The organism is Pannus brasiliensis CCIBt3594 (genome assembly GCF_036688125.1).
Taxonomy (GTDB): domain Bacteria; phylum Cyanobacteriota; class Cyanobacteriia; order Cyanobacteriales; family Microcystaceae; genus Pannus; species Pannus brasiliensis.
Window position 1 is genome coordinate 75,415 of the sequence record NZ_JBAFSM010000012.1, and the last position, 17,377, is coordinate 92,791.

Annotated in this window: 19 protein-coding genes, 1 tRNA gene and 1 other RNA gene; 6 read left to right on the top strand and 15 right to left on the bottom strand. The window is 54.9% G+C overall.

The window, feature by feature from the left end; all coding sequences use genetic code 11:
• Positions 1 to 395: 395 nt before the first annotated feature.
• Complete coding sequence (locus V0288_RS08055) at positions 396 to 1,253, top strand: hypothetical protein (RefSeq protein ID WP_332864561.1); 858 nt, start codon at positions 396 to 398, stop codon at positions 1,251 to 1,253.
• A 24-nt stretch (positions 1,254 to 1,277) separates the two neighbouring features.
• On the opposite strand, the gene V0288_RS08060 is transcribed toward V0288_RS08055, so the two are convergent.
• The 6 genes from V0288_RS08060 to moaC form a co-directional block, all read right to left on the bottom strand.
• Positions 1,278 to 2,336, bottom strand: a complete 1,059-nt coding sequence (locus V0288_RS08060) for a D-alanine--D-alanine ligase family protein (protein ID WP_332864562.1) — start codon at positions 2,334 to 2,336, stop codon at positions 1,278 to 1,280.
• A gap of 257 nt (positions 2,337 to 2,593) precedes the next feature.
• Positions 2,594 to 3,298 carry a hypothetical protein gene (locus V0288_RS08065; protein WP_332864563.1) on the bottom strand — a complete coding sequence of 235 codons (705 nt, stop codon included), beginning with the start codon at positions 3,296 to 3,298 and terminating at the stop codon, positions 2,594 to 2,596.
• Between the two features lie 330 nt (positions 3,299 to 3,628).
• Positions 3,629 to 4,714 (bottom strand): alanine dehydrogenase, encoded by a 1,086-nt coding sequence (gene ald / locus V0288_RS08070; RefSeq protein ID WP_332864564.1) that lies wholly within the window; start codon positions 4,712 to 4,714, stop codon positions 3,629 to 3,631.
• A gap of 85 nt (positions 4,715 to 4,799) precedes the next feature.
• Positions 4,800 to 5,102: a DUF3181 family protein gene (locus V0288_RS08075; RefSeq protein WP_332864565.1), complete on the bottom strand. Its 303-nt coding sequence runs from the start codon at positions 5,100 to 5,102 to the stop codon at positions 4,800 to 4,802.
• A complete protein-coding gene (locus V0288_RS08080) occupies positions 5,095 to 5,349 on the bottom strand; it encodes a 2TM domain-containing protein (protein WP_332864566.1) in 255 nt (84 codons plus the stop codon). The genes V0288_RS08075 and V0288_RS08080 overlap by 8 nt, the downstream gene beginning before the upstream one ends.
• Before the next feature lie 14 nt (positions 5,350 to 5,363).
• Positions 5,364 to 5,873, bottom strand: coding sequence for a cyclic pyranopterin monophosphate synthase MoaC (moaC, locus tag V0288_RS08085; RefSeq protein ID WP_332864567.1), 510 nt, complete (start codon positions 5,871 to 5,873; stop codon positions 5,364 to 5,366).
• Positions 5,874 to 5,920: 47 nt separating this feature from the next.
• Between moaC and V0288_RS08090 the strand changes: the two genes are divergently transcribed.
• Positions 5,921 to 5,994 (top strand) — tRNA-Arg (locus V0288_RS08090).
• A gap of 138 nt (positions 5,995 to 6,132) precedes the next feature.
• Positions 6,133 to 7,272 (top strand): DNA replication/repair protein RecF, encoded by a 1,140-nt coding sequence (gene recF, locus V0288_RS08095; protein WP_332864568.1) that lies wholly within the window; start codon positions 6,133 to 6,135, stop codon positions 7,270 to 7,272.
• Positions 7,273 to 7,299: 27 nt separating this feature from the next.
• Here the strand turns inward: recF and V0288_RS08100 are convergent, their stop codons facing one another.
• The 4 genes from V0288_RS08100 to ffs form a co-directional block, all read right to left on the bottom strand.
• Positions 7,300 to 7,536 carry a DUF5615 family PIN-like protein gene (locus V0288_RS08100; protein WP_332864615.1) on the bottom strand — a complete coding sequence of 79 codons (237 nt, stop codon included), beginning with the start codon at positions 7,534 to 7,536 and terminating at the stop codon, positions 7,300 to 7,302.
• Positions 7,537 to 7,646: 110 nt separating this feature from the next.
• A complete protein-coding gene (locus tag V0288_RS08105) occupies positions 7,647 to 7,976 on the bottom strand; it encodes a DUF433 domain-containing protein (protein WP_332864569.1) in 330 nt (109 codons plus the stop codon).
• Positions 7,977 to 8,064: 88 nt separating this feature from the next.
• Complete coding sequence (locus V0288_RS08110; RefSeq protein WP_332864570.1) at positions 8,065 to 9,315, bottom strand: MFS transporter; 1,251 nt, start codon at positions 9,313 to 9,315, stop codon at positions 8,065 to 8,067.
• A 34-nt stretch (positions 9,316 to 9,349) separates the two neighbouring features.
• An RNA gene (gene ffs / locus V0288_RS08115) (signal recognition particle sRNA small type) lies at positions 9,350 to 9,446 on the bottom strand.
• A 45-nt stretch (positions 9,447 to 9,491) separates the two neighbouring features.
• Here ffs and V0288_RS08120 point away from each other — a divergent pair.
• Positions 9,492 to 9,653 carry a hypothetical protein gene (locus V0288_RS08120; RefSeq protein ID WP_332864571.1) on the top strand — a complete coding sequence of 54 codons (162 nt, stop codon included), beginning with the start codon at positions 9,492 to 9,494 and terminating at the stop codon, positions 9,651 to 9,653.
• Between the two features lie 196 nt (positions 9,654 to 9,849).
• Here the strand turns inward: V0288_RS08120 and V0288_RS08125 are convergent, their stop codons facing one another.
• Positions 9,850 to 10,314, bottom strand: coding sequence for a hypothetical protein (locus tag V0288_RS08125; RefSeq protein WP_332864572.1), 465 nt, complete (start codon positions 10,312 to 10,314; stop codon positions 9,850 to 9,852).
• 255 nt (positions 10,315 to 10,569) lie between these two features.
• The gene (locus V0288_RS08130) at positions 10,570 to 11,949 is read right to left on the bottom strand and encodes an ATP-binding protein (RefSeq protein ID WP_332864573.1); all 1,380 of its coding nucleotides are present in this window, start codon (positions 11,947 to 11,949) and stop codon (positions 10,570 to 10,572) included.
• A 573-nt stretch (positions 11,950 to 12,522) separates the two neighbouring features.
• On the opposite strand from V0288_RS08130, the gene V0288_RS08135 reads away from it, so the two are divergent.
• Together V0288_RS08135 and V0288_RS08140 are read left to right on the top strand one after the other, a co-directional pair.
• Positions 12,523 to 14,772, top strand: coding sequence for a PBP1A family penicillin-binding protein (locus tag V0288_RS08135; RefSeq protein ID WP_332864574.1), 2,250 nt, complete (start codon positions 12,523 to 12,525; stop codon positions 14,770 to 14,772).
• A gap of 171 nt (positions 14,773 to 14,943) precedes the next feature.
• Positions 14,944 to 15,189 (top strand): hypothetical protein, encoded by a 246-nt coding sequence (locus V0288_RS08140; protein ID WP_332864575.1) that lies wholly within the window; start codon positions 14,944 to 14,946, stop codon positions 15,187 to 15,189.
• Here V0288_RS08140 and V0288_RS08145 read toward each other — a convergent pair.
• The 3 genes from V0288_RS08145 to V0288_RS08155 all read right to left on the bottom strand — a co-directional run bounded on the left by V0288_RS08145 (position 15,186) and on the right by V0288_RS08155 (position 17,377).
• On the bottom strand, positions 15,186 to 15,896 hold the full coding sequence (locus V0288_RS08145) for a LapA family protein (RefSeq protein WP_332864576.1): 711 nt from the start codon (positions 15,894 to 15,896) through the stop codon (positions 15,186 to 15,188). The two genes, V0288_RS08140 and V0288_RS08145, sit on opposite strands and share 4 nt — an antisense overlap.
• 127 nt (positions 15,897 to 16,023) lie before the next feature.
• The gene (locus V0288_RS08150) at positions 16,024 to 16,641 is read right to left on the bottom strand and encodes a flavin prenyltransferase UbiX (RefSeq protein WP_332864577.1); all 618 of its coding nucleotides are present in this window, start codon (positions 16,639 to 16,641) and stop codon (positions 16,024 to 16,026) included.
• On the bottom strand, positions 16,625 to 17,377 hold the full coding sequence (locus V0288_RS08155) for a HEAT repeat domain-containing protein (RefSeq protein ID WP_332864578.1): 753 nt from the start codon (positions 17,375 to 17,377) through the stop codon (positions 16,625 to 16,627). The genes V0288_RS08150 and V0288_RS08155 overlap by 17 nt, the downstream gene beginning before the upstream one ends.

A 17,377-nucleotide genomic window follows, 5' to 3' on the forward strand; every position in this document is an offset into this window, starting at 1 on the left:
GCGGGGAAAAACCGTTCCGTTTTCTCGTCCCTAGTGCTAAATAACCTTCTATCATCGTTCGATCGGTATCGGGTAGGTTCCGGTTTATAATCACGCGGGCAACCTCGATCGGACAAGGAATTCGAGGGTATCCGCTCCCGTCGATCTCTTCACGGGAGAAACCGCTATAGCACTAAGCTATCAACTTTTAGCGAAAAGTTTACCGGGCGAAAGTAACCGCTTTTTCTCTGTTTTGACCTAAAGCCGTAGTGCTATAAAAACTCGATTTCCCAACCTCGATCGAAAGAGCGATTTCCCCCTTCACCCGATCGCTCTTCCAGCCGATACCGATCACCGAACGATACCCCGCCTCAAGATCGTTATTTCGATGTAAAAACTTACCCGATGAAAATTTTATGTTCGTATTAACTAGAGAAAGGGCGCTCGATCGTTCCCTCAACGCTAGTATTGACCTAATCTTAATTATCGCCTATCAAGAGCCGACCGAGCAACTATTTTCCTGCCTGAGTAACGAGGGATTTACCTGCGAGGTGAGCCGGCAAAAACACACGGAAGAGTACAAGGATTACTCGCCTAGCTACCGATGTTTGCTCAACCATCGCGAGGCGTGGAAACGCGTGATACGAGAGGATAAACCGGTTCTGATCGTGGAAGCGGATTTCGTTCCCGTCAAGGGTTTCGGACAACTTCCCCTTCCGTTTGACCTCGATCGAGCCGATACCGGAATCGCCTGGTTATATACCTGCGCCCCCCAAATTTATTCGGTATCATTACAGGGATTCGCGACAGGATTTTCTACCTCGGCGGTCGCTTATATTATCACGCCGAACGCGGCGCGGATTTTACTTCAATTAGAAGAGCGAATTCGACAGAATCCCGGCCCGAAAATTTACTCGACTTGGGATTCCTCGATCGAGGGGATTTTACGAGAGAACAAACTGAAAAGCTATCTTCCTTTTCGTAATTACGGAGAGCATGGCGGCCTACCGAATCTAGAACATTACCGTCATCATTTAAGCAAAGTTCATCGAGCGGATGTGCTGTATGGAGAATTAGCTTTCCTACCTCTCTACACGCGGGGAAAACGGAACGAAACGTTAGCGTTTTTCCGAGAACGCATCCGGGCGAGACTCAAAGGAATCGCCCGATTATTCGCGGGAAAATATCTTCGTCCCGCGATGATTCGCCGCGCCCGGAATCCCGATCGACTCTTACGTTTCGCGATTCAAAGACAGTTAACAGTCCGTCTCTAGTCGCGGTTCCCCCGACAATCGCGTTCAAGATCCGGAGCGTTCTAAAGCCAGTTGAATCAAGCGATCGACCAATTCCGGAAAGGGTAAACCCGTCGCTTTCCACAGTTGCGGGTACATACTGAACGCGGTAAATCCGGGCAGGGTATTGATCTCGTTGATCAGTACCTCCCCCGTTTTCTCGACGTAGAAGAAATCCACCCGCGAGAGTCCCGCCGCGTCAACGGCCCGGAACGCGAGTACCGCCATTTCCCGAACTTTTTCGGCGATCTCGTCGGGAATGGCGGCGGGAATCACCATCGCCGATCGACCGTCGGTATATTTCGTCTCGTAGTCGTAAAAATCGCTGTTAAAGGTGATTTCGCCGACAACAGAAGCTTTGGGGTCGTCATTTCCCAACACTGCGCACTCGATCTCCCTCGCGGTCACTCCCGCCTCGACAATGATCCGGCGATCGAAACTCGCCGCGCTATCTAACGCGGATTCCAACTCCCCGCGGGTGCGCGCCTTACTGATTCCCACCGAGGAACCGAGATTCGCGGGTTTGATAAAACAGGGATAGCCGATCTCGCTCTCGATCTCGTCGCATAATTTCGGGAAAACGCAGGCATTCGACCAAATTTCCGCCCGTGTCACCGTCTTATATTTCACCTGGGGCAACCCCGCGCCCGCGAAGGCGATTTTCATGGCGATCTTATCCATTCCCAGCGCGGAACCGAGTACCCCGCTCCCGACGAAGGGAACCCGCGCGAGGGTTAATAATCCCTGTACGGTTCCGTCTTCCCCGTTGGGGCCGTGGAGAACGGGGAACCATACGTCGATTTCCGCCGATTCCGCGGGAAATCGCCAGAGATCCGCTTTAGTTTCGGTATCGGAGGGTAGAGGTCGGCCGGTTTCGAGTACCTGTCGGGGAACGTCTCCCGCGTGCCAGAGACCATTTTTCTCGATATAAAAGGGAATAACCTCGTATTTATCCGAATTCTCGCCGCTCGTTAATCCCTGTCGGATCGATCGAGCGGAGTTAATCGATACCTCGTGTTCCCCCGATCGACCCCCGAATAACAATCCCACCCGCGTCTTACTCATACCGGCCGTTCTCCCGACGTTCTTTTCTATCTCGAAAATAGACTACCACGCGGGGCGCGAGTTCCTAAGAGCGCGATAGGAGTCAGGAGTCAGGAGTCAGGAGTCAGGAGGAAGGAGACAGGAGGCAGGAGGCACAAAAAATCGAGTTTCCGAAGCGGTTTATTCCCGAACTCGGATCGGGACGCGCGAACGAAAAGCCATAACCATCGCTGGTTACGGCACGATGAGGTAATTGGCTAAGTCCGGGAAAAAACGGTCTAACGATAGGCGGAACTGCCGCGGTCGTTATTGCGAGCGAGCGTGAGATCCGACTGGAGCGTTAAATTCAGATCTCGATCGGGGTTAACCGAATACAGTTGGGCCGAACTACCGCCGAGTACGCCAGCGGTCGGTAAGCCCCAACCGGCAAGGGTTCCCACGGCCGCGCCCGCGAGGACATCGAGAACCTCGATCCGGCGATCGCCCGTCACCCCGGCGATAAGCGCGGCCGCGCCGGCTCCAGCCGCCGTACCCATCAGAATATCCTGGGTATTCGCCCCCTTCCGGATCGTTTCGGTGCGGGTGACGACTCTAGAGGTCGCGTCGATCGGGAAAGAGCGATTTCCGCTAATCCGGACTTCTTCCGCGATAAACTGTACCCCCCGGCCGACCGGTTCCAATTTTCCGACGACCTCGCTACCCGCGGGAATAATCACGCTCCCGTCGCGATCGCGGATATTACTGTTAACGATTAGAGTGAGCGGCACGACATCGGTTTTAGAAAGTAAAATTTTGTCGGCTTTGGGATAGCTGACGGGAATGGTGGTTCCCGTGGGGATGACCGACTGGCTAACGATAACCCGATTCTGGCTGTAGCGGCCGTAGTTCGATCGAGCGAGAACCGGTAGATTTCCCGACATCGATCCGATCAGAAGAGTGAGGAGTAGGGCCGATCCGGCGCGGGTGAAGAGATTGCTAGACATAGATTTAGCCCTTGGAAACTGAACGGTGAACAGAATGAACTCTCTATAGTTCTCAGGGTAATTTTTTCCCCTCTGTCATGTCAGTCCCTAGGGACATGGAACTTTTTCCCGCGCACAGGGAAAAAAGTGGAATCAACTTCCCGCGAAAATCAAAAATCTCTCGATGGGGCAGGAGTCAGGAGCCAGGAGTCAGAATTCAGGAGAAGAAAGAACAACTAGAGAGCTTACGAGAAGATAAGATGAGTGTGTTTTCGCAAAATATCCCTAAAAACGTAAGCTTTCAGTTGAATTTGACTGTCGATTCTCGCGGGTCGCGGGAGATATAATCGCTCAACCGAGATCGGGAAAGACCTCGCGTACCGCCGGGTGGACGATCCGACCGGCCGCCACGTTTAATCCCTTGGCGAGAGAAGCGTCTTTATCGAGCGCTTTCACCCCGTTATCGGCTAATTTGACCACGTAGGGCAGGGTACTATTGTTTAGCGCCTGGGTAGCCGTCCAGGGAACCGCTCCCGGCATATTGGGAACGCCGTAATGAACGACCCCTTCCTCGGTATAGGTGGGGTGACTGTGGGAGGTAGCCCGCAGGGTTTCGATACAACCGCCCTGATCCACCGCTACATCGACGATTACCGAACCGGGGCGCATTTTTCGGACGATTTCCCGCGAGACGAGAATGGGAGCGCGTTTGCCGAGAACCAAGACCGCGCCGACGAGCAGATCCGCGTCGGGAACCACCATCTCGATCGACGCGGGGCTACTGTAGAGATATTCCACCCGCGAACCGAAGAGGGTTTCTAGATAGGCCAGTCGATCGACATTGATATCCAGAATACTCACCCGCGCGCCCATACCGATCGCTATCCGGGCCGCTTCCGTCCCCACGACACCGCCACCGAGAATCGCGACGTGACCGGGTTTCACACCGGGAAAACCGCCCAATAAGACACCGCGGCCGCCCTGTTGTTTCTCTAAATAGCGCGCGCCGAACTGTACCGAGAGACGGCCGGCGATAATACTCATGGGGGTGAGTAGGGGAAGTCTGCCGTCGGGAAGTTCCACGGTCTCGTAGGCGATCGCCGTGGTTCCCGATTCTAGTAACGCTTCGGTAAGCGATCGGGCGGCCGCGAGATGTAAATAGGTAAATAACAGGGATTCTTTGTTTAAATAGCCGTATTCCGCGGGAAGGGGTTCTTTTACCTTGACCACTAACTCCCGTTCCCACGCGCTTTTCGCGGCCTCGACGATCTTCGCGCCGGCTTTGAAATAATCCTCGTCGGTAAAACCCGCGCCCAATCCCGCGCCGGTTTCCACGAAAACCGTGTGGCCCCGATCGCTCAGAACGCGGACACTACTCGGACTCAACCCGACCCGAAATTCTCGATCTTTAATCTCTTTTGGAACGCCGATTTCCATTGTTCGCCTCCGCGGACTCTTCTCTAACTACTGTATCTCGTTAGTTCCCGCCGTCCCGTCGCGAGGCGTACTTTTTCGATCGACTCTAGCGGTTTTTTTGATACTCTTCCAGCAGATCCATCAAATCTACCTGGCATTTCGTCGGCAGAAGATCGGCGAGAGACACCTGTAAATGTCCGCCGCCGAGCGGGACTTTAATCTCCCGGAGGATGTCGGTAACGGCGGATTCGCTCAAATTATCGTCTTCTACCAAAGGGAATACTTTTTCGGCGAGAACGGTGTGTAAATGGGCTTCCCGGAGATAGAGATGCCATTTCGCCACGTCGATATAGATATTCTCGCCGATTTGCGCCGCTAGGGTTTCGATTTCTCGTGTAGTGTTAGCCATTGGATTTTACCGAGTAGTCGGCGATCGCCGCTATATAAATCAAATGTCCCACTAACAGGATAGCCCAAATTCCCGTGAACCAGTTTAGCCACGTCCAGTCGGGGAATTTGATGATGTGAAAGAACCACATCCCGGAGTTAACGGCGAGAAAGACGGCGACATGGACGGCGAAATTCATGCGATCGTCGAGACGGCGATAGTCGGGGTCGTTTTGTCGATCGGGTTTACGGGGCCAGCGAGGGGGCATAGTTGATCGGTGAATTACGGTTCTTCTCCTAGTGTACCGGCGGAGTAATCCCCGGATTTGCCGCCGGTCTTGCTGATTAAACGGATCTGTTCGATAATCATGCCTTTTTCCAACGCCTTGGCCATATCGTACAGGGTCAGCGCGGCCACGGAAACCGCCGTTAACGCTTCCATCTCGACCCCGGTTTCCGCTTTCGTGGCCACGGTCGATCGAATTCGGTAGCCCGGTAGAGTTTCCTCGGCGATCATCTGTACCTCGACTTTTTGTAAAGGCAGGGGATGACAGAGGGGAATTAGGGTCGCGGTTTGTTTGGCCGCCATGATTCCAGCGATCCGGGCGGTGCCTAAAACGTCTCCTTTCGGCGCGTTTCCCGCCTCGATCGCCTCGAAAGTCGTCCGTGTCATCCGAACCAGTCCTTCCGCCACCGCGACGCGTTTCGTGGGCGTTTTCGCCGACACATCCACCATCCGGGCCTCGCCGGTTTCATCGAGATGGGATAATTTTTCCGTACCCTCTTGCGTCATCGTGTGAACCTGTGTTATATTGATATACTGTTGAGAAAAAAAAGCAAGGGCTTGTAGCTTAGTGGATTAGAGCGTGTGGCTACGGACCACAAGGTCGGGAGTTCGAGTCTCTCCAAGCCCGTTACTTATATTATCGCCGTTATCGGCTTCGATCGATTCCCGTCGGTTAACTTGAAGGGTTGTCGCTCGATCGATAACGGCGATAGTTTTTAAAGTGCTAGAGTTAAAAAATTGGTAGGAAGAAAGCCCCCCGCTGTCGATGTATCTCGAATATCTACACCTACAACGATTTCGGAACTATGAAGATCAGACGGTAAAGTTCGAGGCCCGAAAAACCATCCTAGTCGGCGATAACGCGCGGGGGAAATCGAATTTACTGGAGGCGATCGAACTTCTCGCCACTTTAAAAAGTCATCGGGTGAGTAAAGACCGCGATCTCGTTTTAGAAGGAGAAGCGGAGGCGAGAATTTTTGCCAGAGTGGCCCGCGCTTACGGGACATCGGAACTCAGTTTACTGCTCCGCGCGTCCGGTCGTCGTACCGTGATCCGCGATCGCGAACCCCTCCGCCGTCATCTGGATTTTTTGGGGGTTCTCAACGCGGTACAATTTTCCAGCCTCGATCTCGAATTGGTCCGCGGCGGCCCGGAAACGCGCCGGGATTGGTTAGATACGTTATTAATCCAACTCGAACCCCTTTACAGCCACATTCTCGGGCAATATAACCAGGTTTTGCGACAGAGAAACGCGCTGTTAAAAGAGATCCGCAAGAAAGAAACGGAAGGCGAATCCCCGGCGGATCTGTTCGATTCTCTGTCTCAACTGGCGCTTTGGGATAGCCAACTCGCGGAGACGGGATCGCGGGTGACGAGACGGCGGGCGCGGGTGTTGGAAAGATTGACCCCGTTGGCGAAACGCTGGCACGAGAGTATTAGCGGGAAAACGGAAGAATTAGAGATTCGTTACGCGCCGAATGTACCGTGGGAGTCGGACGATCCGATTCACGTTCAGAAGGCGTTTTTAGAGAGAATTGAAAGCCGACGGATGGCGGAAAGACAGTTAGGGGCATCGGTGGTGGGCCCCCATCGCGACGATGTGGAGTTCTCGATCGATAATACCCCGGCGCGTTCCTACGGTTCCCAGGGACAACAGAGAACGTTAGTTTTAGCGTTAAAATTGGCGGAATTGCAGTTACTAGAGGAAATTATCGGCGAACCGCCTTTACTGCTTCTCGATGATGTTCTCGCGGAACTGGATCTACACCGACAGAATCAGTTATTGGACGCGATCGAGGATCGTTTTCAAACGTTAATCACGACCACTCATTTAAGTTCTTTCGACGCGCGCTGGTTGCAGTCCTCGCGGGTTCTCACGGTGGAAAAGGGAAGGATCGTGGTTTGATTCGGGAGCGAGTTCGCGCCGAAAAAATTAGAGAGGTAGTTTAGCGATACGGTTCAGCCATTCCTCCGCGCTAGACGCTTCCCAAATCAGCAATAATTCTTCGATAACAAGCTCGATCGATAATTTTCGGGAAACGAGGATCACTCCGGAACTGGTTCGTTCGGTTATAAATTTCGCGAATTCTGAAGGCATGGTTTTTCGATCGTGGCTGACGAGAATCCGTTCCTGTTCCGTCGCGAGCGCTAGGACTTCCCGATCTTTCAGTCCTTGTAATCAGGCTTCAAAAGCGGTTTGAAAATCGATGGCGGATTCCCGTCGTAAAACCCCCGTCACGATCGCCTGATTCAGATCCGCGTCTGCCTGATAGCGGATCTTCACGATTTTACCCGTTGTTTAGCGGTTTTAGCGGCGATTAGTTTGTGATATAAAGCGGGATCGATCGATTCTAGCGGTTGAGGCATAGAATCGAACGCGTCTTCTTCGGCGACTAGATAAGCGTCGATCTCGTCGCGATTGGCTAGATAGAAAGCGATCGATCCATAAACCTGTTCTAAGGTGAGCGTCGGAAACGATCGAGCGATGTTTTCCGGCGATAATCCATCGCGGAAAGCGTAAACAATGGAATCGAGAGAAACTCGGCTTCCTTCTACCCAATATCCCTCGTTCCGGTACTCGACATAAGACTTCGCGATAACAACTGTCATAGAGTTCTATTTCGATCGCCGTTGACGTAATGATAACGCGGATTGATCGGGAGACACGCGGCTGAAAAACTCTCCCATTTCCTGACTTTTAAAGATCGATCGCGTATCGATCTTTATCCAATCCCCAGGCGAAACGGAACGATCGAGCGATCGATTTATTCGACAGGGTAAAGAAGACGAATAGCGCGACTCCCGCTAACCCGAGAGAGACGGTAAACATCGTCCGGTAGCCGATCTCGAAAACTCCGAGTAGAGGCCCCGCGAGAGCCGTTCCCACGTCGAAACCGCCGATACAGATCGCGTAAGCCCGTCCCCGCTCGCCCGATCGAGAGCGATCGGAGATTAACGCTAACAACATCGGGAAGAGAATCCCCCCTCCGGCACCCTCGGCGATAGCGGCGACGGTGATTTCTAACGGCGAACTCGCGCGGATTAACAGGAACATGGAGAGCGCGTAGGAGAATAGACTGGCGGTAATAAATAATCCCCGGCCGTAGCGATCGCTCGACCCTCCCGACACGATCCGCCCCAAAACCCCGGAAACGGCGGCGTAACTATAAAATGCGCCCGCGCTAAAGGCTAGATTCGCTTCCCGGATAAATAACGGTAAAAACGAGGCGATACCACCGAATATCGTACCGGCGAGAAAGAAGATGACGGTGGGAACGAGCAAGGCCGGTTCGCGGAACAATTGCCAGAAGGTGCGATCGGGAGTATTATCGGACTCTTCCTGTTGTCGCGCCAATCGTTCCTTGTGACTCGGTTCCCGGATTCGGGTGTTCATCAGCAGAGCCATCGTTCCCAAACCGGCCGAGAGGAGAAATAACCCCTCGTAGTCGATCGATTTCTGGAGGACACTTCCCAACGCCGGGCCGATCCCCATCCCCAACGGCGCGGTTAAACTCATATAGCCGATAATCTCCCCCCGCTGTTTGATCGGCGAAAAATCGACCACCAGGGTACTGTATCCAGTGGCGAACGCGGCCACACAGATCCCGTGATAGGCGCGGATCACCATCAGCGAAGGAATGGCGGGCGCGACTAAATAACCGAGGGGAGCGGTCGCGGCCACGAAAGCGCCGATGGTAATGACTAATTTCCGACTGCGACGATCGACCAGATAACCCAACCAAGCGCGGGAGAAAATTAAACCGATAGCGAAACTCCCCATGACGATCCCGACTTGTTGTTTCGTACCGCCGAGATCTTCGATATAGATAGGGAGGATCGGTAGGAGGGTGGTAATGCTCGTCCAGAAAAATAGCGCCGTGATGAAGAGAATTAAAAGCTGATAGCGCGTCGGGGTATCGAGCGATCGAAACGTTTTGTAAGCGTTCACGGGAATTTATCTGGAAAACCGTCGCGGGCAATAAAAAGACCCGGAGATCGCGCCTATCGTAAGCATCCCGTATTGCTGCTACCTTCCGGTCCTGACAAGGTTTGGGCGTTACGATCGCGCGAGTCCGAGTCATTTCCTAGCATAACACGCTTCGATCATTTCCGGTTCTTTCCCGAGTGGGAGGTCAAAGGAGCCAGGAGTCAGGAGTCAGGAGCCAGGAGACAGGAGACAGGAGACAGGAGACAGGAGACAGGAGACAGGAGACAGGAGGCAGGAGGCAGGAGGCAGGAGACAGGAGGCAGGAGGCAGGAGTAAGAATACATCAAATCGAGCTTTAAGCGGCAATAAAAGGCTATTTTCCTTCTCAAAGCTCGAATTCACGATCTTTATAGTCTGCTAAAAGTGAATTTGCCAAAATATCGATCGTTGCGATCGGTCAGCCGCCAGCCCAAAACCGTTACGGGTTACGGAATCCGCGAAAGAAAGCTCTTCCCCCAATCGCTGAAAGCTGACCTCTGACCGCAGAAAGTCCCCTTACAACACTTTATGGGTGTGGGAGTGCTGTTTGACGTTATCCTCGGTGCGCACGACATGGACGGCGTTGAGGACGCGTTTTTTGTCGAGGGAGAAGTGTAAATCGTCGCGGGTGGTTCCGGCGGGAATTAATTCCCGGTCGCGCGGGTGACTTTTATAGGTGCGGGTCGCGGCGATCGCTCTCTCGATGAAGTTCTCGCCCAGTTGTGCCTCGTCCGGAAATCCGGCGGGAACCCGCGGGATCTCGCCATTGAAGCAATCGCCGAGGGTTAACGCGCTCGCGAAGCGGTACGAAGTGGGGATTCCCTGTAAAATCGCCTCTAGCGCGGCGGAAGGTATCGGCTCGACGATCTGTACCGTTATCAGTTCGCCGTCCTGTTTGAGAAAGCAGGTCGCCAAGCCGAATACACAATAGTCGTCTTTTGTCAAGTCCGTGGTGTTTAAAAATCCGGTCGCCGTGGTCATGGTTCTCTATCGATCGTTTCTCTCGATCTTCCGGCGATCGGTCGATCGGGACAAGGTTTTCATGAAGAAGCGTGAAGGGACTCTCGCGAGGAAATCCGCACGCTTCGTTTTCGAGAATATAAAACCCTCAAAAATTGGAATGATGCAAAATTAATAGTGTTTTAATGACATTTTCGGTTATTTTACTCTTTCTCCTGCCTCCTGACTCCTGCCTCCTGACTCCTGCCTCCTGCCTCCTGACTCCTGACTCCTCGTTTACCCCTCCGTCGGCACGAGCGGTAGGGTGAGCTTGAAAGTGGTTCCCTTGCCCACCTTGCTGTTCACCTCGATCGATCCCCCGCAGTGAGTGACGAGATATTTCACGAGGGTGAGACCCAAGCCCGCACTATTGCCGACCCGGCCCGACAGGTTGCGTCCTTTATAAAAACTTTGAAAAACTCGGGGGATATCTTCGGGATCGATACCACTTCCCGTATCGCTGACCGTAATTTCCACGCTGTCTTGTCGGAGCATGGCCTGTACGTGAACCCGTCCCTCGGGGGGCGTGAATTTTAAACTATTATTGAGCAAATTTAACAGGATATGCCGTAGCCAGGATTCCGGACAGGCGACCGCGGGAAATCCCGCCGGGATCGTGTAACCGAGCAGAATCCCCCGTTCTTCCGCGAGCGGTTGATAGGTGCTAACGATGCCCGGAATCAGATCCTCCAATTTGAGCGGGCTATCTTGCGGCCGGGGAACGTTTTGGGTGAACTGGATAAACTCCTGCAATCCCGTTAGTAATAAATTCTGGCGATCGCACTCCTTGTGTAGGAGTTCGAGATAGCGCTGGCGGAGTTCCCGCTTGGACTGCATCGAATCCAACAGCCGGAGGGCGGTTTTCATATTCGTCAGCGGTAATCTCAGTTCCTGGGTAAAATTCTGAAGCACTTCCCGATTGTGGGCTAGGGATTCGGTAAGCCGCTCGATCGCCTCGATCGCCCCGGACTCTCCCGTGACCCGTTCCTGAACCCTCTCGGTCTGCCGGATCTGCTTGAACAGTAATTGTTGGAGTGCTTCGAGAGTAACACCGGGGTTCGGGGCCGGCGGGAAGGAACGGAGCGCGAGAATGTCTTCCGGGGTCGTGTCGGTAATGGCGATCGAGCGTTCGAGGCTCTCCAGTAACCGCTCGATCACCGAGAGGTCGAAAACATAGAATAACTGCCATCTCGTTTCCCTGCGGGCCGGGGCCGCCTGTAATCGCGCCACTAACAAACTGGAAAATTCTTCCGAGAGAACGATCGTGAAACATTCCCGTTTCCAATGGGAGTTCGCTTCTAGGGTGACGGGAATGACCGGGGAAGGGGTGTTCGCGAGCGTTCCGGTTTTATCCTCGCGGGTCGTGCAGAGATACACCTTTTTCGCCCGACCCCGTTGGAGATACCGATCGATTTCCGCGTTCCACGAGGGGGACAGGGGGAGTTTGAACCAGACGGTCGCCTCGATCTGTCGCTCGATCAGAAAATCGATCGAGGTTTTCACGACTCCTTTCAAAGTCGCGGAACTCACCGCGATCGGCGAGAGATCGCCGCCTTCCAGGGATTGATAGAGAGAGAGATCGGGGACGGGGGAGTTCATGAAACCTCTGGAGACCATCGTTAATTTCGGGGGGGAACGGGGAGAAAATCGCGCTCGAACCGGTTAAAGAACAAAGTAAAATAATTTATCTTACAACGGCGGATAGCGGGGGCGGAGATCGGGCCGATCCCGGAAGAATCGATCCCGACCGGGAATACGGGGGAGAGTCGGCACGAGATTTCCGGGATACGTCTCGGGATGCGAGCGCGCGGGGGCCGTTCTCTCGCGAGCGACCGGGAGTTCCCAGCGTACCGCGGGCGGGAGACAAACCCTGTCCGAACCGCGTCCCTCCGTGTTTCTGTCATCGAACCGGTCAACCGCCCGGATAGTGCCGCTCGCCATCCCGGAAATTCCCGAGAAAGGCGGGCAGATCATTCCCGTATTTCTACGGACAGATTCTAGCTCAAATTATAATGAACCTACGGACACCGATCTCGATCGACGTGATAGGCCGACAGATAACCGCGAGGATTTTAACAATCGGTAATGTTTCTCCGGCGGATCGGCTCGCGGGAAACCGTCCTCGTTCCTTTCCGTCCTTAACCTCGCCCCGGCCCGCTTCCTACCGGTAACGCCCATCCCCGAACCCCTATGAGCCACCAACCGACACGACCCCCGAAACCTCCCCTCAGCCAACTCGTCACCGTGGCCGTCCAAAAACTACAAGGACGGATGAACGAGCGGGCGCTGTTGAAAAAAGGGGCGAGAGTTCCCGAACTGCGCGTGAAAGGTGAGGGAGGCGAAACGGAGGCGACCTATCCCCTCGTCGGCGATCGCTACCTGATCGGCCGGAGTTCGAGTTCCTGCGATATCACCATTCGCAACCCGGTGATCAGCCAGGTACATTGTTCCCTGCACCGCGACCCGAAAAATCCGAACGGTTTCCTGATTAAAGACGAGAATTCCACCAACGGGGTTTATAGCGGCAAACGTCGCCTGCAAAGTCTCCCCCTACGCCACGGCGATACCCTCACCCTGGCCCCTCCCGATCTGGCCAACGCGGTGACGATCGAGTATTACAACCCGCCCCCCTTAGCCGCGCGACTGTTCCGTTACGGACTGTACGCGACCGGGGGAGTGTTGGGACTGCTGGCTCTGGGAATTGTCTGGGAGGGTCGAGATATCACCGTCTATCCCCTGCCGTCCGGTGTCACCGGGCCGGTCGTGGTCTACGCGAGAGACGGCGTGACCCCCCTCGTTCCCGGTCGTCGGGAAAACCATCGAGAATTGAAAAAAATCGGGGACTTTTCCCGCTATCTACCCCTAGCGTTGATCGCGTCCGAGGATAGTCGCTTTTACTGGCATTTCGGGGTCGATCCCTACGGTGTCTTCCGGGCGATCGTGGTCAATTTTCTCGCGCGCGATACCCGTCAGGGCGCGAGTACCCTGACCCAGCAGTTAGCCCGCAGTCTCTTTCCCGAAGTGGGACGACAGAACACCGCGGGCAGGAAATTCCGCGAGATGGTGGTCGCGCTCAAACTAGAGGCGGCTTATAGTAAGGACGAGTTATTAAAAACCTATCTCAACCGGGTGTATCTGGGCGCGGGAGGGTACGGCTTCGAGGACGCGGCCCGGTTTTATTTCGATAAATCGGCGGCGGATCTTACCCTGTCGGAAGCGGCCACGCTGGTGGCCATGTTACCGGCTCCCAACCGTTTCAATCCCGTTCAGGATTACGAGACCTCGGTACAACTCCGCAATCGGGTGATCGATCGCATGGCCAAGCTGGGCATGATTACCGCCGAGGAAGCGAACCGGGCAAGACGATCGCGCGTCGAGGTCAGTCCCAAGGCGAAGCAGGCTCTCTCGCGGGCGATCGCCCCCTACTTCTACAGCTATGTTTTCCAGGAATTAGAAGACCTTTTAGGGGAGGAAGTGGCGAAAGAGGGGAATTTTATCGTCGAGACGAGTCTCGATCCGCGAATGCAATCGATCGCCGAGAAAGCGTTAAAAAAGAACGTGACGGAACAGGGGGAGCGATATCGCTACTCTCAGGGGTCGATGGTGACGCTAAATACCCGTACCGGGGCGATTCTCGCTCTCGTCGGGGGGGTGGATTACCAGAAAAGTCAGTTCGATCGAGCGGTACAGGCCGAACGCCAACCGGGTTCTACTTTTAAAGTGTTCGCCTACGCTTCGGCCTTGGAAAAGGGGATCTCGCCGGCGAAACTGTATTCCTGCGATTCGGTCTCCTGGGAAGGACAGGTTTATAAACCCTGCGAGCGCAGTAGTGGCTCGATCGATATGTACCAAGGAATAGCCCGCTCGGAAAACGCCATCGCGCTCCGGGTCGCCCGCGAGGCGGGATTGAACGATATCGTGAGACTGGCCGAGCGCATGGGGATTGAATCGCCCCTCGATCCCGTTCCCGGTCTCGTTCTCGGTCAGAGCGAGGTACATCTTCTCGAAATGACGGGAGCTTACGCGACTTTCGACAATAACGGGATTTGGAATCGGCCTCACGCCATCGAGCGCGTTCTCGACGGGGGAGACTGTCAGAAAGCCGACGATCCGAAAACCTGCCGGGTGATCTACTCGCGTTCCGGGAATCCGGATAACCAACGACAGGCGATCTCGCCCGAGGTAGCCCGGACGATGACCGGATTACTGCGGGGGGCGATCGCTAACGGCACCGGGTCGGCGGCGAGTTTAGGCATGGGAGAGGCCGGTAAAACGGGAACGACGAATTCCGGTGTCGATCTCTGGTTTATCGGGTACGTGCCGCGACGGGATCTGGTGACGGGGATCTGGTTGGGTAACGATAATAATTCCCCCACGTCCGGGAGTAGTCAACAGGCCGCGCGGTTATGGGGAACTTATACCCGTCAGATCGTTCAGTAATTTCACGGAGATCCGGGATTCGATCGTCGTTATTATCCGGGACGGTTAACAAGACCTTGAAAAATTCCCGCGAGTATACACGAATCAATAGAGGGAGACAGAACCGAGCGCGTTACAATCAAGGTAAATTTTGGGAAAGGTTCGCAATAATATTTACCGAAAGTTTATATTTTGAAAGAAATTATGGTCGGAACGTTATCGATCGACACGGGAACGAGAATGAATACGATTCGAGAGGTGGTACAACAGGCGATCGACACGGGATTTCTCAGTCGCGAGGCGGAGGATAGTCTGCGACAGATGTTAGCGAGGGAGTACGGGGACGAAGAGCTAGAAGCCTTTATCAGCTTACAACAGGCGGCGATGGCGGGACGGGTGAGACAGGAATCGCGCGAGTCTTTCCTCGCCACTCTTTAAATCCAATCCTCGTCCTCGTCCGGGTTAGCGGGCGTTCCCGTTTCTTCCCGATCGGGGGGAGTGATAATCCGATAGTTCGCGTCGTACACGGTATCCCCGCTTTCCCCCCGGGTCTGGCGAGCGGTTCGATAACTGTAGGAGTATACCGCGGCCGTTCTCTCGCGGGGGGCCGGGGGGGGCGAATTTTCGGAATCCGCCGGTTTCTCGTCCGCGATCGATCGATCTTGAACCCGCTCTTGAACTGCCGGTTCTTGAATTCTCGTCCGATCTTCCACTCGATCGCGAATTTCCGGTTCTTGAATTCTCGTCGGTTGTTCGGGGGGAACCTCCACGTTCCAATCGTCGGCATTACTATCGCGTTCCCAATCGTCCCGCGGTCGCGACGCGGGCGGAACGGTAGGCGGGACGGTCGATCGAGAATCTTCGTTTATCGCGTAGGGTTGACGCGGGGGAATGGATGAGGGCGAGGGTCGCGGTCCCGTTCGATCGACCTCTCGCGGCCGCGCCAGAGGACGGCCGAAACTGTAGAGAAATTGTAGGGTCAGACTACTGATAATTCCCGCCCCGGTAAACAGTAGCACCCAAAGGGCGATCGGTAGCGTCACGGTCATCACCCCCCCGAAAAAGATCAGGGTGATCGCCTGGAGATTCTGCCAGAACAGTAATCCCCCGATCCCGATCGCCACGAGAAAAACAATCCAACCCATACTAGACCTCGTTGTTAGGAATTTCCGCGATTTTCCGCTCTCTCTATCCCTCCTTTCTCCTCCTGACTCCTGACTCCTGGCTCCTGACTCCCGTCCCAACCAAAAATTTTTGATTTTTGCAGGAGATCTAATGCCCCTCCCAGCGATCGAGCGGTACACAATCGATCTCTAGTTGATCGAGGGCGCGGGCGACGACGAAATCGACCAGATCCTCGATCGAGCGCGGGTGATGGTACCACGCGGGGATCGCTGGAACAATTCTAACCCCGGCTTCCGCGAGGGTGGTCAGGTTGCGGAGATGGATCAGACTAAAGGGGGTCTCGCGGGGAACGAGGACTAATTTTCGCCCCTCCTTGATCTGTACGTCCGCCGCCCTCTCTAGGAGATCGGAACTCAAGCCCCCCGCGATTTTCGCCACCGTACTCATGCTACAGGGAAGAATCACCATTCCCAGCGTTCGGAAGGAGCCGCTGGCGATCGAGGCGCCCACGTCCGTCGATCGATGACAGCGGAGTTTTCCGGTCTCGTTTACCCCGCACCTCTCGCGCCAGAATCGTTCCTGTAAATCCGGTTCCGGGGGCATCCGGATATTTTCCTCGGCCTGCCAGACGAGATAGGCGGATTTCGAGGCCACCAGATCGATCGAGTAGTCGGCTGCGAGTAAATATTTCAGGGCGCGAACGGCGTAAATCAGTCCCGACGCTCCCGTGACCCCGATAATGAGCGGTTTAGATAACTCCTTCAAGCTCTAGTTCCTCGATCATCTGTAAACCTCTCGGATCGCCCACTTTTAATAACGCCCCGCGCGCGTCTTCCTTGACCCCGAGATCCTCGTCCTCGACCAACGCCTCGATCAGCGCGTCGATCGCCGTCGCGTAGATCACGTTCGAGGGCAATTCCCGGCACAACTGCCCGATCGACCAGGCGCAGTTGCCGCGGACCGCGGCCATCTCGTCCCGTCGCAATCCCTCGATTAACGGGGGGAGCGCGCCGATCGCGTCCGCGTAGTTCATCTTGGCGATCGTGGACAGACTACTGGCCGCCCAGAGTCGTACCGCCGAGATATCGGTTTTCAGGGCGTGGAGTAAGGGGGGGATCGCCCGTCGATCGCCGCAATTGCCCAACGCCCAGACGATCCCCTTACGAACGTAGCCGTTCCAGTCCCGATCGAGAAGGTCGATCAGGGGGGCGACCGCTAGGGGCGAGGGATTGCGTCCCAACGCGTAGGCGACACTCACCCGCACCAGGGGACAGATATCGTCGAGTAACGCCAGGAGGGGAGCGATCGCCCGTTCGTCTCGGAGTTCGCAGAAAGCCCGCGCCGCGGTCATCCGTTGGGTCGGGTTCGGCGAAACGAGCAGGGGTAACATTTCCTCCGGATCGGGTAAACTCTCGGTTTCCTCATCGATCTCGTCTAGGGAATCCGGGGGAGTCTCGAAAGAGTCGGGGGATTCGAGCGCGCTGAATTCATCGTCGTACAT